This window comes from Qipengyuania soli, assembly GCF_015529805.1.
Lineage (GTDB): Bacteria > Pseudomonadota > Alphaproteobacteria > Sphingomonadales > Sphingomonadaceae > Qipengyuania > Qipengyuania soli.
On the sequence record NZ_CP064654.1, the window covers coordinates 2,416,871 to 2,432,492 of the forward strand.

A 15,622-nucleotide genomic window follows, 5' to 3' on the forward strand; every position below is an offset into this window, starting at 1 on the left:
TCTCCTCAGGCCGTGGCCGGATCGAAGCTCGCCGCACCGGCGGAGAGCTTGTCGAAGAATTCGTCGAATTCGGCATCGTCGGCCACCAACGGAGGCAGGATGCGCAGTGTGTTGTCGCCCGCAGCAACGGTCAGCAGTTGGTGATTGTCGCGCAGGTGCACGTAGAACGGCCGGCTTTCGACCTTCATCTTGAGGCCGAGCATCAATCCCTTGCCGCGCACGAGCTCGAAAAGCTCCGGATAGTTGCCGATGAACTGTTCGAGCCGGCTGCGCAGGCGCTCCCCCTTCTCGGTCACTTCGGCGAGGAATTCGTCATTTGCGACGGCATCCATCACCGCCATGCCAGCTGCCATGGCCAGCGGATTGCCGCCATAGGTCGAGCCGTGCGTACCAAAGCCCATGCCGCGCGCTGCCTTTTCGGTCGCAAGGCAGGCTCCGAGCGGGAAGCCCCCACCGATGCCCTTGGCGGTCGCCATGATGTCGGGCTCGATACCGTAGTGTTCGTAGGCGTAGAACTTGCCGGTGCGCGCAACGCCGCACTGCACTTCGTCGAACACCAGCATGAGGTCGTTTTCGTCAGCGAGCTGGCGCAGGCCGCGAATGAACTCCTCGCTGCCGGGGCGGATGCCCCCTTCGCCCTGGATCGGTTCGACCAGGAAGCCTGCGGTATTCGGGCCCATCAGCGCCTTGGCGCTCTCGAGATCGTCGAACTCTGCATATTTGAACCCGGCGAGCAGCGGCATGAAGCCCTTGTGCATCTTCTCCTGGTTCGAGGCGCTGATCGTCGCCATTGTCCGCCCGTGGAAGGCGTTGGTGAAGGTGATGAGTTCGAACTTGTCGTCATTGCCGACATGCTGGTGATAGGCACGCGCGGTCTTGATCGCGCACTCGACCGCCTCGGCACCCGAATTGGTGAAGAACACGGTATCGGCAAATGTCTTGTCGACCAGACGCTGTGCAAGCGCCTCGCCCTGCGGGCTGCCGTAGAGGTTCGAGACGTGCATCAGCTTCGCAGCCTGCTGCTGGATCGCGCCGATCAGGCCAGCGTGGCTGTGGCCGAGCAGGTTCACGGCAATGCCACTGGCAAAATCGAGATAGCGGGTGCCGTCTTCGTCGATGAGGTGACAGTGGTCCCCTTCAACGGGGCGCACGCCGCAGCGGGGATAGACGGGCATCAGGGGCGAAATCGACATGGTGTCTCCGGGGGCTCTCTCGGGTCAAAGACAAATGGCGGTCCCGTCAGGGAACCGCCATCTGCGTGTTTGTCAGCGATCTATTGCGTCTCGCCTGCCGGGTCAAACCCGGGAGGGCCGAGGCGCGCACCTTATTCCGAGATCGGAACCAGGTTGACCGCCGAATATTTGCCGCGTCGGTCGACTTCGAGATCGAACTCGAAGCGCTGGCCTTCGTCGATTCCGGACAGGCCCGAACGCTCGACCGCACTGATGTGCACGAAAGCGTCCGGCTGGCCGTCATCGCGAGTCAGGAAGCCGAAGCCCTTCATCGAATTGAAGAACTTCACGGTTCCGCTGGCCTTTTCGCCTGTCAGCTCGCGACGCGGTGCCGCGTCTTCGCGCTTGGCGACAGCGATGACATCGCCGACGACCTGGAGGTCCTGAGCCGAAACCTTGCCGCCGCGATCGACGAGGTTGAACTCGAGCTCCTGACCTTCAGCCAGGCCTTCGAGACCCGCACGCTCGACAGCGCTGATGTGGACAAAAACGTCCTCGCCACCGGTTTCCTGCTGGATAAAGCCAAAGCCCTTCTGGCTGTTGAAGAACTTCACCGTGCCCTTGCCGGTGCCGACGACTTGCGCGGGCATGCGGTTGAAGCCGCCGCCACCGCCACCGCCACCACGCGGGCCGCCGCCGAAGCCGCCGCCACCGCCGCCGCGGTTGCCGCCGCCGAAACGGTCGCCGCCACCGCCGAAGCGATCGCCGCCGCCGCGGTCGTCACGGAATGAATTGTGTGGAGCAAAATCCGCCGGCGGTCCGCCAAACGGATCGAAACCTTCCTCCCCGAAACCGTCGCGCTTGTCCCGTCCGCGGCGGCGCCCTCTGTCGTAACCCATAACTCGAACATTACCTTCGGCCGCCCTTGGGTAACTGTGCTTCGGCGCGGGGCAGCAGGATACGCCGGACACGGACTCATGCGCACCGATTTCGGACGCATTCGCCACATTTTGTCCTCCTCATAGCGCGAAACATCGCCATACGCGAATGATTTAGCTCAACCGTCCGATGCGCGGCAAAATTGTGACATTTTCGCAAGGCCGGATTTGTCAGCCGTTTCCCTTGTCACCGCCGGAACGAGTTGGCAGAGCGGGACGATGGAAATCATGGCCTTGCTCACCGATCCGGCCGCCTGGCTGGCCCTGCTGACACTGATCGCTCTTGAAGTCGTTCTCGGCGTCGACAACCTCATTTTCATAGCGATCCTGTCCAACAAGCTGCCCGAGCATCAACAGCAGAAGGCGCGCAAGATCGGCCTGGCACTCGCGCTCGTCATGCGCATCGGCCTGCTCATGCTGATCGGCTGGCTGGTGACCCTGCAAACGCCGCTTTTCGACCTGGGCCTGACCGGTGCGCCAAACCAGTACGGCGAACCCAGCTTCGAGACTGCCTTTTCAGGACGCGACCTGATCCTGCTCACGGGAGGCCTTTTCCTGCTGTGGAAGGCGACCAAGGAAATTCATCACTCGATGGAGCCTGAAGATGATTCGGGCGACCTGCTGGACAAGACGCCGGGCACGGCAGCTGCCGTGACCGCTACCTTCGGAGCAGTGATCGCGCAGATTATCGCAATCGACATGGTCTTCTCGATCGATTCGATCCTCACCGCCGTGGGCATGACCGATGACATCCCGATCATGGTTGCTGCAGTCGTGATCACCGTAGGCATCATGATGGTCGCTGCCGATCCGCTGGCCCAGTTCATCGAGAAGAACCCGACGCTGGTCATGCTGGCGCTCGCGTTCCTGGTCATGATCGGCGCGATCCTGGTGGCCGATGGATTGGGTTTCCATGTGCCAAAAGGATATGTCTACGCTTCCATGGGATTCGCACTAGGTGTCGAACTGCTCAACATGCTGCAGCGCAACAGGCGCAAGGCGAAGAATAGCAGGACGACGCACAATGACCGAATGGACCCCCATCGATGAGGCCGTTTTCGTCGCAGGACAGATTTCTCCCGACGACGTAGCGCGCGCAGCCGACCGCGGTTTCGCGCTCATCATCAACAACCGTCCCGATGCCGAGGAAGACGACCAGCCCGACGGGGCACTGATTGCCGCAGCGGCCAAGGCTGCCGGCGTCGCCTATGTCTCGATACCCGTCGGGGCCGAGGGCATCGGCCCCGAGCAGATCGACGCAATGGCTTGTGCGCTTGCCGAAGCGGACGGTGACATCCTCGCCTTCTGCCGATCGGGCAATCGCTCGAGCATGCTTTGGGCGCTCTCGCAGGCAAAGCAGGGCCGCGATCCCGACGTCGTCGCGGAAATGGTGCGCGATGCGGGCTACAACCCGGTGCTCATCCTGCCCGTCATGAAGCAGCTGGCCGCGAAAGCCGCCTGACTACTTGCGATAGTCGAGCGGCGGATCGCGATCGCCCAGTAGCGATACATATTCGTAGTCCGGACCGCGCGACGCGTCGAACTCGGCCCGTGCTGCTGCACGCAGATCGGGGTTGGTGAACAGTTCGGCCGCCATCAGGGTCATCGCCTTGGCGGCCAGTTGCGCCCCCTTGAAACCGATCGTCGAGCCGCTCGCCGCGACCGCCTGCCAGCTGTGGGCGCTGGTTCCCGGGACCCAGGTCGCGGTGTCGAGGCCGACTGTGGGCGTGGTCCACGAAACATCGCCCACATCGGTAGACCCATAGCCGAGCGACTTCGCATAGGGTTGGATCTTGGCCGCATCCTCCAACGGCTCGGCTTTCTCGCCGAAACTCTTGGCGATTTCCGTGGCCCAAGCGCGTTCCTCGGCCGTGTATTCGACGCCGCCGAGGCTCCGCAACTTGGCGTCCATCACCTTCTGCAGCGTCTCGTTGACCAGCAGCGGGTTGTTGCCGTGGATGATCTCCCACTCGACTTCGGTACCCGTTCCCATGGCCGCACCCCTCGCCGCCGCTTCGAGCCGGGTCCACAGGCGCCGCACCTCGTCCGCATCTGGATGACGCACGTAATAAAAGCTCTCGGCGAAGTCGGGAACGACATTGGGAGCCGAGCCCCCTTGCGTGATGACGTAGTGGATGCGCGTGTCCATGTCGGTGTGCTCGTGCATCATGTTGGCCATCATGTTCATCGCCTCAACCCCGTCGAGTGCGCTGCGTCCCCGTTCCGGAGCGCCAGCGGCGTGGGCCGACACGCCCTTGAAACGGAATTTGGCAGAACGGTTGGCGAGGCTGGTCTGCGCTGCCCCGCTGTTCTCATCGGACGGGTGCCAGTTGATCGCCACGTCAACGTCGTTGAACAGGCCCGCCCGCGCCATGTAGACCTTGCCCGAACCGCCCTCTTCGGCAGGCGTGCCGTAAAGCCTGATTCGGCCCGGCGTGCCTGTCTTTTCGAGCCAGCGCTTCACCGCGATCGCCGCGGTCAGTGATCCGGCCCCGAACAGATTGTGCCCGCAGGCATGGCCGGCGAGCTTCTCTGCAAGCGGATCACGCGCGGAAGAGGTCGACTGGGTGATCCCCGGTAGCGCATCGAATTCGGCGAGAATGGCGATTACCGGCCCACCCTTGCCCCACTCGGCGACGAATGCCGTCGGAATTTCGGCAACGCCTGCCTTGACCTTGAACCCTTCACGGTCGAGCTCGTCCTGCAGGAGACCGCTCGAGCGGGTTTCGAGGTAGCCGAGCTCTGCCCAGTCCCAGATCTGCTTGGCGACCCTTGCCGTGCGGTCCCCTTGCGCAGTGACTTCGGCGAGAGGGTCGGCCTGCTGTGCAATTGCAGGTGCGGCAGTTCCGGCGAGAAGCATGACCGTGGCGATGGCGAGTGCGGATTTCATCTGTGTCTCCCTTGTTGCGACCTGCTTGCCGGAAATGGGCGCGCGTGCCAATCCGCGCAGCCATGAGCGGACTTCCCCCTGCCCTGATCCAGTTCCTCGGCTCGCTGGCTGCGATCCTTGCGCTCGCCGCCATCGCATGGTGGCTCAAGCTTGGTCCGACGCCCCGGCTGGCCGACCGGGAGGCGGCGTTACGCGCTGCCGACGAGGCGGTGAGCGGCTTCCTGGCAGTCGATTGCGCAATCGACGAGGATGGCCACGGCGCGCTGCTTCGCGATGCGTCGGGGCGTATCCTGCTGCTCCGGCCGCATGGATCGCACTACGCCGGACGGGTCCTGACGCGCGCGGCGACTGCGCGTATCGAAGGTGGTACGCTGGTGATCGACACTGCCGAAAAGCGTTACGGTGCCGCGCGCCTCAAGCTGGCCGACGCTTCAGCTTGGATGCAGGCGATCAAAGGCATAGGATAGGTCCAGGATGCCCGATTTCTCACCCACCGAACTGGCCGTGCCTGGCTTCGTTGCCCTCGTGCTGATCGAGATGATCTGGGCGTGGCGCTCACGCCCCGACGCCTATGAACCGAAGGACACGCTTACCAGCCTTGCCTTCGGTTTGGGGAGCACGGTCGCGGGGCTGATTTCGGGTGGCGCCTTCCTCGCGCTTTTCCTGTGGGTGTGGCAGTTCCGCCTGTTCGACGTGCCGTGGACCTCGTGGGCATTTGCCCTGTGCTTCGTGCTCGACGATCTCGCCTATTACTGGGTCCATCGCTTCGGCCACCGCGTGCGCTGGTTCTGGGCGAGCCATGTGAACCACCATTCGAGCCAGCATTACAACCTGTCGACCGCGCTCCGGCAGACATGGACCGGCTTCCTGACGCTGGGCTTCGTGTTCAAGCTGCCGCTGGTTCTCCTCGGCTTCCATCCGGGCATGATCGCCATCTGCGCCGGCTTCAACCTGATCTACCAGTTCTGGATCCACACCGAGGCGATCCACAGGATGCCGCGCTGGTTCGAGGCCGTGATGAACACGCCGAGCCACCACCGTGTCCACCACGCCACGAACCCACGCTATCTCGATCGCAATTATGCCGGCGTCTTCATCGTCTGGGACAAGATGTTCGGTACCTTCGAGGCCGAGGTGGACGACGAGAAAATCCGCTACGGCATCGTCAAGCAACTGGGCAGCTTCAACCTGCTGTGGGCCGTGTTCCACGAATGGATCGGCATCGTGCAGGACATGTGGCGCGCGCCCTGGGGCAGCAAGCTTGGCTACCTGCTGCGCGAACCCGGGTGGACGCATGATGGCAGCCGCGAAACCTCCGACATGATCCGTGAGCGCTGGCTCGAACGCCAGGCAGAGCCAGCTCGACCCGTTTCAAATGCAAACCCGATTGCGGGCGACGCGGAGCCTGCCTAACCTCTCGAATCGAGAGGAGCTTTCATGGACGAATTCGATGTGGTGGTGGTCGGCGGCGGAAGCGCCGGCAGTGCGGTGGCCGGTCGCCTGGCCGAGGCAGGCAAGACAGTTTGCCTGCTCGAGGCGGGCGGGCGGAACAATGGCATGCGCATTACCACGCCAGGCCTGCTCGCGATCCCGAACCCGGCGGCCAACTACATGTACGAGACTGTCCCGCAGAAAGGGCTGAACGGCCGCATCGGCTACCAGCCACGCGGCAAGGGTCTTGGCGGCTCCTCGGCTATCAATGCGATGGTCTATATCCGCGGCAACAAGTGGGACTACGACAATTGGGCGGAACTCGGATGCTCCGGATGGGCCTACGATGATGTGCTGTCCTACTTCAAACGCGCCGAACACAATGTCCGCGGCCCTGATGCCTACCACGGAAACCACGGGCCACTGTGGGTCAGCGACCAGAAATGGCCGAATCCGGGCAGCATCGCCTTCGTCGAGGCGGCGGCACAGCTCCAGTTGCCGCGCAATGCCGACTTCAACGGTGAGAAGCAGGAAGGCTTCGGGCTCTACCAGGTCACGCAGAAGGATGGCGAGCGGTGGTCGGCTGCGCGCGCCTATGTCGAGCCACGGCGCAATGCCAGCAATCTCGACATCCGGATCGGCGTGACCGTCCAGAAACTCGAAATCTCCGGTGGCCGGGTGACGGGCGTGACGTATTCGGTCGGTTCGCGCCAGCGCACCGTGAAGGCGAAAGGCGCGGTCGTGCTTTCGGCTGGTGCGTTCAACTCGCCGCAGATCCTGATGCTCTCGGGCATCGGCCCCGCCACCCACCTGCGCGAACACGGGATCGACGTGGTGGCAGACCGGCCTGCAGTCGGCTCCGACCTCCAGGACCATATCGACTACGTGTCGAGCTGGCAGGTCGACAATAACGAGTTCTTCGGCAAGACGCTCGCAGGCACGCTCAAGGTCGCCAAGGCGCTGGTGGAACACCGCCGCTTCCGCACCGGACGCATGACCACACCCTATGCCGAGGCTGGCGGTTTCTGGACCGTAATGCCCGACGCACCCGCTCCCGACATCCAGTGGCACTTCGTGCCCGCCATGCTCGAGGACCATGGCCGAACCGATGTGAAAGGCTATGGCTTCTCGCTCCACGCCTGCGTGCTCAGGCCCGAGAGTCGCGGCACCGTCAGGCTCGACAGCCGCAACGCTGCCGACGCTCCGCGGATCGATCCCAACTTCCTTGACGATGATCGCGATATTGCGACCCTGCGCGAAGGCGTGCGCTTGTCGCACCGCATCGTGACCTCGCCAAGCCTGGCCAAATACGAACCGCGCGACCGCTTCCCGATCGACCTCGACGACAACGCCCAGCTCGACGAGCTGATCCGCAACCGCGCCGACACCGTCTATCACCCTGTCGGCACCTGCCGGATGGGTGCAGACGAGGACTCGGTGGTCGATCCGACGCTGAAGGCGCGCGGGGTAGACGGACTCTACATCGCTGATGCCAGCATCATGCCGCGCCTTGTCTCGGGCAACACCAATGCCCCGTCGATCATGATCGGCGAGCGATGTGCGGATTTCGTCAAGGCGGCGCTTGCTGGCTGACCTCAAGGGCTGGGCCCGCGCACTGAAGCGGGACGTGCTGGCGCTCTACATTGCAGCCCGCGACCCGCGCACGCCGTGGCTTGCGCGCGGCGTGGCGCTGGCCGTGGCTGCTTATGCGCTCAGCCCGATCGACCTCATCCCGGATTTCATTCCTGTGCTCGGCCTGCTCGACGACCTTATCCTTCTGCCCGTGGGTATCTGGACGGTCCTGCGACTGATCCCGCCCGACCTCATGGCCGAGTATCGCGACAAGGCCGCACAGTTTTCGAAAAAGCCTCGCTCCACTGCGGGGCTGGTCATCGTTATCGTAATCTGGGGGGCCGCGCTGCTGGCCGCCGGCTGGTGGTTCTTCGCCCGCCCGGCGACCTAGGCGATCCGCTTGGTCATGGTCGCCAGCGGCACGGGCACCGCGCCATGGGTATCGAACCATTCGCTCTCCACCGTGTAGCCGCACGCGAAATAGAGCGGCTTGCCGGACATTGTCGCGGCCATCTCCAGCTCCCTGAAACCCTCCGCGCGGGCCGCATTCTCCGAAGCGTCGAGGATCATGCGGCCGACCCCTTTACGGGTGTGGTCGGGATGCGTGTACATCGCCCGGATCCGCGCGCGTTCCTTCTCCGGATCGAGGAGGCGGGAATCGCGACCCGCCGAATGGTCGCCGCCGTACAGCGTCGCCCGGCGCGACCAGCCCCCGCACCCGGCCAGCGCATCGCCTTCCATCACGCAGAAGTAAGTGCCGTCGTCGATCAGGGTGAGGTCGAGGCCCATGGCCACGCGCGAGCTTTCGATTTCCTCGGGCGTCAGGAAGCCGCGCTGGAGTTCGGCAATCGATCGCTCCATCAGATCCGCTATCGCCTCGCGGTCATCCCTCGTGGCAATCCGCAACTCGAGCACCACTCATCCGCCTCCTGTCGACGTCAGCGGGATTGCCCGAAGTGCGGGCAAAGGAAAAGGGCCGGAGTTCGCACCCCGGCCCTTCCCTTTGTTTTGCAATCGGCGCGTCAGAACGACTGGCGGGCCGTGATGCCGAAAGTACGCGGCTGGTTGGTAAGGTAAGACAGGCGCGCACGCCCGCCACGCTCACGGTCGAAGCTCAGCAGCGCGTTCTCGTCGAACACGTTGTTGACGTAGGCGACCAGCGACAGACCGCTGTCGAGATCGACACCCACGCTGAGGTTCACGATGTCGTAGGACGGGAGGAGCAGGTCCACCGTCGTTGCATCGCCAGCAGCGGCACCGCCGAACGGCAGGCCATGCGTGAACGTCCGCGGGTTGTTTTCCTGGTCCGCAGGCTGGGTGTAGCGGTTGCCGACATGGCTGTAGGAAGCCGCGATGTAGGCGTCTGCCGAGGGCCCGATCGGGAACTCGTAGCTGGCCGAGGTCGAGAACTGGAACTTCGGCACCGACGGCAGGCGATTGCCTTCGCGAATACCCGTTGCCGAGGTCAGAGCGCCCGGCAAGGTGGTGTCGAATTCAGCTTCGATCAGGCTGCCCGAGAACACGAAGTCGAGACCGGCGACCGGCGACAAGCCGACTTCCGCCTCGAAGCCCATGGTGTGGGCATCGGGAACGTTGAACACGATGCGCGACGAACAGCTGCCGGCATCGAGGGTAACCTGCAGGTTCTTGATGTCGTTGTAGAAGCCGGCGACGTTGGCATAGAAGCCGCGGCCCTGGGCCTTGGCGCCAACTTCGTAGTTCCACAGCGATTCGTCATCGTAGCTCTGGAACGAACCGAACAGTGCTTCGTCCGCCGGCGAGCAGAGCGTCACGTTGAGCGGATCGTTCACGCCGCCGAGACGGAAGCCCTTCGAAGCCTGGGCGTTGACGGTCACCGTGTCGTTGACGTCGTAGCTCAACAGGATGCGCGGGCTGAAGCCATCGGACGTGGTCTTGTCCTCGACGTTGTCGCCATTGGCAAACAGGCCGCCCGAGATGAACTTCCGTGTCTCGGTGAAGTCGTACCAGCGCAGGCCCACGGTGACGTCGAACGCGTCGGTCAGGGCATAGGTGCCTTCGCCGAAGATTGCGAACTGCGTCAGGTCGTACGGAAGGTCGGCATTGTAGGGCGAATTCAGCGGGAAGCCATTGGCAACCGCTGCGGAAGTGCCCGCGCCGAATGCGGCATCGGTGAATGCGTCATAGCCCGGGGTGGGCAAGCGCTGGCGATAGAAGCGCTCGGTGTCCGAATAGAAACCCCCGAACACCCACTGGAACGGACCGCCGTAGTTGGACGACAGGCGCAGTTCCTGGGTGAAGCTGTTGACGTCGGTGGTGTCGCGCAGGTTCGACGGCAGCAGCACGCCGGCATCGGGGAAGCCGAGGTCGACCGAGACCGAGCCCGTCAGGGCGCTGGCATCGCGGCTTACGAGGATGCTGCGATCGGTGATGGATGACACCGAAGTCAGCGTGATGTCCGAGATGTCGGCGTTGATGACGAGGTCGCCAATGAAGGTTTCATCCTCGAAGCCTTCACGCAGCAGCAGGTACTGCTCGCGCTCGTCGAAGGTCTGCGGGGTCGTCAGGAATTCGTTGTAATAGAGGTTGTAGATTTCCTGGCGGTTGAAACCGTCGGCCTTGACCTTCTGGTAGACGGCGCGCGGGGTAATGGTCACGTTCTCGCTGACTTCGTAGGTCAGCGCGATACGACCGCCGTAACGCTCGCCACCGTTGATGTCGTCGCCGCCGGCCGGACCGACAGCATTGATGAAGCCGCCGTATTCGGTGAAGTAACCGACTGCGCGCAGTGCCATGCGGTCACCAAGGGCCACGTTGACCATGCCCTTCATGTGCCAGCCCATGTCGTCGCCATCGACTAGGTTCACATTGCCTTCGACCATGCCTTCGTTGACGCCAACGAGCGGCTGGTTGGTGATGTAGCGGATGGTGCCGCCGACACTGCCCGAACCGAACAGCGTGCCCTGCGGGCCGCGCAGCGTTTCGACGCGGTTGAGGTCGAAGAGGTCGAGGTCGGGCGTGAACAGCGAAAGCGAGATCACGCTTTCGTCGAGGTAGACGCCGACCTGTTCCTTCACGCCCGGCTGGTCGCGGACGACCTGGCCGGCGGAGACGCCGCGCACGGAGACCTGGCTCTGGCCGGGCCCGAGGTTCTGCACCGACAGGCCGGCGACGTTGCGCGACACATCCTCGAGCGTGGTTGCGCCCGATTTCTGGATGTCTTCCTGCGTCTGTGCGTTGATCGAGAAAGGCACGTCCTGGATGGTCGAATCGCGCTTGGTCGCGGTCACGATGATGACGTTGCCGGTGGCTTCCTCTTCCGCGCCGGCATCCTGCGCCGCAGCGGGTACCGAAATGGCGGCAAGCGCGCTGCCGGCCATGAGCATGGCGACGCGCGAGGCACGGGACTTGGTGATGGTCTTCATGATTTGCTCTCCTCCCGGGGAGGCGAGCCTCCCCAACGGCGCTCACATGAATCACGCACTGGCGCTTTTCAATCCCGTCGCTCGTAAGGCCGCTCAGAGCCCCGCGCTCCGTAGCAAACGGGTCACAGGTTGATTTCGAGCAAAAAAGGGGCCGGAGCGTCGGCTCCGGCCCTTTGCAAGTCGATGTTCGCAGGAGGAACATGGGTGGGCGGGGCGCCCGAGGAGAGGAGAGAAGGCGCCCCGCCGAGCTTGTGATCAGTTGTAGGCGCGCTCCCCGTGCTCGCCGATGTCGAGCCCGTTGAACTCGACCTCTTCGGAGACCCTGAGGCCAGTGAGGAGCTTCGCTGCGTAGATCGCGATGGCAGTGCCGACCGCGGCCCAGACCACGGTAGTCACAGTGGCGTTCAGCTGGACCAGCGTCTGGTCGAGCATCGAGAGGTCGCCCCCGGGTCCGCCGAGCGAGGCATCGTGGAAGATGCCGGTGCCGATGGCGCCGATCATACCGCCGATGCCGTGGATGCCGAACGCGTCGAGCGCGTCGTCGTAGCCGAGCTTGGGCTTGAGCTTCGACACTGCGAAGAAGCAGACCACCGAAGCAATCGCACCCAGCGCGATGGCACCGAACACGCCGACATTGCCGGCTGCCGGAGTAACCGCGACGAGACCCGCGATGATGCCCGAGCAGAAGCCCAGGGCCGAAGCCTTGTGGCCCATCAGTTTTTCGACCGCCATCCAGGCCAGTGCCGCAGCGGCAGTAGCAACGAAGGTGTTGATCATAGCCAGGCCGGCGGTGCCGTCGGCTTCGAGTTCCGAACCGGCGTTGAAGCCGAACCAGCCCACCCAAAGCAGGCCCGTGCCGACCATGGTCAGCGTCAGGCTGTGCGGCGGCATCGGTTCGACCGGGTAACCCTTGCGCTTGCCGAGGATCATCGCGGCGACCAGCGCCGAGACACCGGCATTGATGTGCACCACCGTACCACCGGCGAAGTCGAGCGCGCCCATTTCGAAGAAGCGGCCGCCGCCCGCCCAGACCATGTGGGCGATGGGGAAATAGACGATCGTCAGCCAGATCACGCCGAACACCATCACGGCCGAGAACTTGATGCGCTCGACCGTCGAGCCAAGCACCAGCGCGGCGGTGATTGCAGCGAAGGTCATCTGGAAGCAGATGAAGACATATTCGCTGATCACTTCATCGCTGAAGGTCGCAGCGGTGCTGTCCGAGGTGACGCCTGCAAGGAAGAACTTGCCCCAGCTGATGAACTGGTTGCCTTCCGGTCCGAACGCGAGGCCGTAGCCGTAGGTGACCCAGACGAGCATGGCGAGACAGGCGATGGCGCCAATCTGCGTCATGGTCGAAAGCATGTTCTTCGAGCGGGTCAGGCCGCCGTAGAACAGTGCGAGGCCGGGCAGGATCATCATCAGGACGAGGATGGTTGAGGTCATCATCCAGGCGTTGTTGCCGGGATTGGCGACAGGCGCGGCGGCTTCCGCCGCTTCCTGTGCGAACGCCGCTACGGGCGCGAAGAACGCGAGGCCGGCGGCGCCCGCGCGGGTGAGAGTGCGAAGCATGGTGGATCCCTTCATCGTCTTCACAGGGCGGTGTCGCCGGTTTCGCCGGTGCGGATGCGCGTGGCGCTGGCGAGATCGAGCACGAAGATCTTGCCGTCACCGATCGCTTCGGTGCTGGCAGTCTGCTGGATGGTCTCGACCACCTGCGGCGCCAGGTCGTCGCTCGCGGCGATTTCCAGCTTCACCTTCGGCAGCATGTTGGTCGAATATTCGGCGCCGCGATAAATCTCGGTCTGCCCTTTCTGTCGTCCGAAGCCCTTGACCTCGGAAACGGTCATTCCCGCCACGCCGATCGAACCCAGTGCCTCACGCACCTCGTCGAGCTTGAATGGCTTGATGACTGCGATGATGAATTTCACGCCTTCACCCCTCATGTCTGCCGCCGGTCCCAGCACCGGCCTTCGCAGATGCAGCACGAAGCGTGCCAAAGCGCGCACCAAGGGGGCGCAACCATGTTTGCGGTGGCGAGCTGCTCGAAATTTAGGCGGGTGACTACTTTTTAGTCAGCGCGAGCTGTGCAACGACAGGCAGGTGGTCCGACGCGACGGCCGCGAGAGGGGTGTGGTGGACTCCGGTTTCGGTGCAGCGCCAGTGCCGGGTGATGGCGATACGGTCCAGTGTCGCGACCGGCTGGCGGCTCGGATAGCTCCGGCCCGGAGTAAGCACTTCCCAGTGGTCACCAAATTCGCGCATCGCCCCGGTCTGCCGGCCCCATTGGTTGAAGTCGCCGAGAATAACGGTCGGCAGGTTGCGGTCACAGCCTTGCACGCGGTCAAGCAACGCCCGAATCTGGTCGCGCCGCCGCAGTCCGGACAGGTCGAGATGGGTGCCGATGATGCGGATCAGCTTGCCCTCGATTTCGATCTCGCCGCAGGCCGCACCGCGCGGTTCCAAAGTCGGGAGTTCCAGTGCTTCGCCCGCATGGACCTCGATCCCGCGCCGTACGAGCAGGGCATTGCCGTGCCAGCCGATGCTCCGCGGACGGCGGGCCACCTCGATGACGCGCCAATGGGTATCGTCGATAGCCGCACGGGGCAGCACGCTGGTGCGTTCGCCAATGCGTCGGTCCGCTTCCTGCAGCGCGATCACGTCCGCGTCGATCTCGTGCAGGACACGCAGGATGCGTTCGGGATCGCGCTTGCGATCGAGGCCGACGGCCTTGTGGATGTTGTAGCTTGCGACCCTCAGCTGCATGCGGTTTCAGCTGCCGTCGAAATATCGGTCAGTCGGGCGGGTCGGCAGTCCGTCGATGCTCCTGGTGCGCCCCTGCATCTTGGTGACCCACTCCTGCGGATCGGACTGCGCGTGGGCCTTTTTCAGGGTCACCCGCTCCTCGCGATAATCCATGAAAGGCACGCCCCAGCCGCAGCTGGTCTGGACGCTCTCGACCGCGATGTCGAAGATCTGCCGCGTCCCCGGAAACAGCTCGAAATGGCCGGCGAGGCCGCTCCACGCGGGGTCCTGCGGCAGAACCGCGCGCCCGTGGCCGTATATGCGCAGGATCAGCGCCGGTCGGTCGAAATTGCAGAACATCAGCGTGATGCGGCCGTCTGCCGCGAGGTGCGCATGTGTCTCGTTCCCCGAGCCGCCGAGGTCGAGATAGGCGACCCGGTCGGGCGCGATAATGCGGAAGGCGTCATAGCCCTTGGGGCTGAGATTGATGCGCGCATCCTGTGCCGCGGTGGCGACGAAGAAGACCGGCTGTTTTTCGATCATCGCGATGTGCTTGTCGTCGAGGCGATCGAAAAACTCGGCCATCAAAGGAACTCCCGCAAGGTCTCCATGAATCTGTCAAACTGGTCGTGGTGCAACCAGTGCCCGGCATTGGCGAATTCGATGACCTTCGCGTTGGCGAAATGGTCCAGCCTGCCGTCACCTTCGGGGTTGGAGGCCCAGCTGTCGGCACCATAAAGCAACAGCGTCGGCGCGGTGATCGCGGCCCAGGTCTGGTGCATGAACTCGTCGGCGATGTCCTCGGTCGGCCAGACGTTGAGGTGCGGATCGAATTTCCAGCTGTAGGTGCCATCCTCGTTGCGGTTCACCCCGTGGATGGTGAGGTGACGCGCCTGTTCCTCGGTGAGGTAGCTGTTCTCCTCGATCATGCGCGCGAAGGCCGTCTCGATGCTCTCGTACTTGCGCGGCGATCGGCCCGAGGCCGCGCGCTTCTTGCCGATCCATTCGTTGAGGCGCTCGGGATACGGCTTGGCGCGCATTTCGGCCTGCCGCTTCGGGCTCGGACCGAGTCCTTCGATGGCGACGATCTTCTTCACCATTTCGGGGAAGGTACCCGCGTAGCGCAGCGAGACGTTGCCGCCCATCGAGTGGCTGACGATGGTCACCGGACCGACGCCGAGCTGGTGGATCAGCTGCGCGAGGTCGTAGACCATGTCGTTGGCGGAATAGTTACCGTCGCTGACCCATTCGGAATCGCCGTGGCCGCGGTGGTCCATCGCGACCACATGCCAGTCGTCGCGCAGTTCCTCGGCCACCCAGTCCCAGCTGCGCGCATGGTCGCGCCCGCCGTGCACCAGCACCAGCGGCGGCTTCCCGCGATTGCCCCAGTCGAGGTAGTGCAGCCGCAGGCGCTGCGAGATGAAGGTCTGCGAAGTCGGGCCGGGTTGTAACGTCATGCGAGGGCTTTGC

General features: G+C 63.9%; 16 protein-coding genes. 6 read left to right on the top strand and 10 right to left on the bottom strand.

What is annotated here, in order from left to right; genetic code table 11:
• Positions 1-5: 5 nt before the first annotated feature.
• Both IRL76_RS12040 and IRL76_RS14660 read right to left on the bottom strand, forming a co-directional pair.
• Positions 6-1,193, bottom strand: a complete 1,188-nt coding sequence (locus IRL76_RS12040) for an aspartate aminotransferase family protein (protein WP_200981570.1) — start codon at positions 1,191-1,193, stop codon at positions 6-8.
• Positions 1,194-1,324: 131 nt separating this feature from the next.
• Positions 1,325-2,071 carry a cold-shock protein gene (locus IRL76_RS14660; protein WP_200981571.1) on the bottom strand — a complete coding sequence of 249 codons (747 nt, stop codon included), beginning with the start codon at positions 2,069-2,071 and terminating at the stop codon, positions 1,325-1,327.
• 258 nt (positions 2,072-2,329) lie between these two features.
• On the opposite strand from IRL76_RS14660, the gene IRL76_RS12050 reads away from it, so the two are divergent.
• Positions 2,330-3,160 (top strand): TerC family protein, encoded by an 831-nt coding sequence (locus IRL76_RS12050; RefSeq protein WP_200981572.1) that lies wholly within the window; start codon positions 2,330-2,332, stop codon positions 3,158-3,160.
• Positions 3,135-3,572, top strand: coding sequence for a protein tyrosine phosphatase family protein (locus tag IRL76_RS12055; protein WP_200981573.1), 438 nt, complete (start codon positions 3,135-3,137; stop codon positions 3,570-3,572). The genes IRL76_RS12050 and IRL76_RS12055 overlap by 26 nt, the downstream gene beginning before the upstream one ends.
• On the opposite strand, the gene IRL76_RS12060 is transcribed toward IRL76_RS12055, so the two are convergent.
• Entirely contained in the window at positions 3,573-5,000 is a 1,428-nt protein-coding gene (locus tag IRL76_RS12060; protein WP_200981574.1) for an amidohydrolase, read from the bottom strand.
• Between the two features lie 62 nt (positions 5,001-5,062).
• Between IRL76_RS12060 and IRL76_RS12065 the strand changes: the two genes are divergently transcribed.
• From IRL76_RS12065 to IRL76_RS12080, 4 genes are read left to right on the top strand one after another with little or no spacing between them, the layout of a single operon-like run.
• Complete coding sequence (locus tag IRL76_RS12065; RefSeq protein ID WP_200981575.1) at positions 5,063-5,467, top strand: hypothetical protein; 405 nt, start codon at positions 5,063-5,065, stop codon at positions 5,465-5,467.
• Between the two features lie 7 nt (positions 5,468-5,474).
• Positions 5,475-6,413 carry a sterol desaturase family protein gene (locus IRL76_RS12070; protein WP_200981576.1) on the top strand — a complete coding sequence of 313 codons (939 nt, stop codon included), beginning with the start codon at positions 5,475-5,477 and terminating at the stop codon, positions 6,411-6,413.
• 24 nt (positions 6,414-6,437) lie between these two features.
• On the top strand, positions 6,438-8,024 hold the full coding sequence (locus IRL76_RS12075) for a GMC family oxidoreductase (protein WP_200981577.1): 1,587 nt from the start codon (positions 6,438-6,440) through the stop codon (positions 8,022-8,024).
• Positions 8,014-8,394: a YkvA family protein gene (locus IRL76_RS12080; RefSeq protein WP_200981578.1), complete on the top strand. Its 381-nt coding sequence runs from the start codon at positions 8,014-8,016 to the stop codon at positions 8,392-8,394. The genes IRL76_RS12075 and IRL76_RS12080 overlap by 11 nt, the downstream gene beginning before the upstream one ends.
• On the opposite strand, the gene IRL76_RS12085 is transcribed toward IRL76_RS12080, so the two are convergent.
• From IRL76_RS12085 to IRL76_RS12115, 7 genes are all read right to left on the bottom strand, one after another.
• Positions 8,391-8,864: a GNAT family N-acetyltransferase gene (locus tag IRL76_RS12085; RefSeq protein ID WP_200981579.1), complete on the bottom strand. Its 474-nt coding sequence runs from the start codon at positions 8,862-8,864 to the stop codon at positions 8,391-8,393. The two genes, IRL76_RS12080 and IRL76_RS12085, sit on opposite strands and share 4 nt — an antisense overlap.
• A 161-nt stretch (positions 8,865-9,025) precedes the next feature.
• Positions 9,026-11,407 carry a TonB-dependent receptor gene (locus IRL76_RS12090; RefSeq protein WP_246449753.1) on the bottom strand — a complete coding sequence of 794 codons (2,382 nt, stop codon included), beginning with the start codon at positions 11,405-11,407 and terminating at the stop codon, positions 9,026-9,028.
• A gap of 255 nt (positions 11,408-11,662) precedes the next feature.
• A complete protein-coding gene (locus IRL76_RS12095; RefSeq protein ID WP_200981580.1) occupies positions 11,663-12,979 on the bottom strand; it encodes an ammonium transporter in 1,317 nt (438 codons plus the stop codon).
• A gap of 20 nt (positions 12,980-12,999) precedes the next feature.
• Positions 13,000-13,338 (bottom strand): P-II family nitrogen regulator, encoded by a 339-nt coding sequence (locus IRL76_RS12100; RefSeq protein WP_200981581.1) that lies wholly within the window; start codon positions 13,336-13,338, stop codon positions 13,000-13,002.
• Positions 13,339-13,471: 133 nt separating this feature from the next.
• Positions 13,472-14,173, bottom strand: coding sequence for an endonuclease/exonuclease/phosphatase family protein (locus IRL76_RS12105; protein ID WP_200981582.1), 702 nt, complete (start codon positions 14,171-14,173; stop codon positions 13,472-13,474).
• Positions 14,174-14,179: 6 nt separating this feature from the next.
• The gene (locus tag IRL76_RS12110) at positions 14,180-14,737 is read right to left on the bottom strand and encodes a pyridoxamine 5'-phosphate oxidase family protein (protein ID WP_200981583.1); all 558 of its coding nucleotides are present in this window, start codon (positions 14,735-14,737) and stop codon (positions 14,180-14,182) included.
• Positions 14,737-15,609: an alpha/beta fold hydrolase gene (locus IRL76_RS12115; protein WP_200981584.1), complete on the bottom strand. Its 873-nt coding sequence runs from the start codon at positions 15,607-15,609 to the stop codon at positions 14,737-14,739. The genes IRL76_RS12110 and IRL76_RS12115 overlap by 1 nt, the downstream gene beginning before the upstream one ends.
• Between the last annotated feature and the right edge of the window lie 13 nt (positions 15,610-15,622).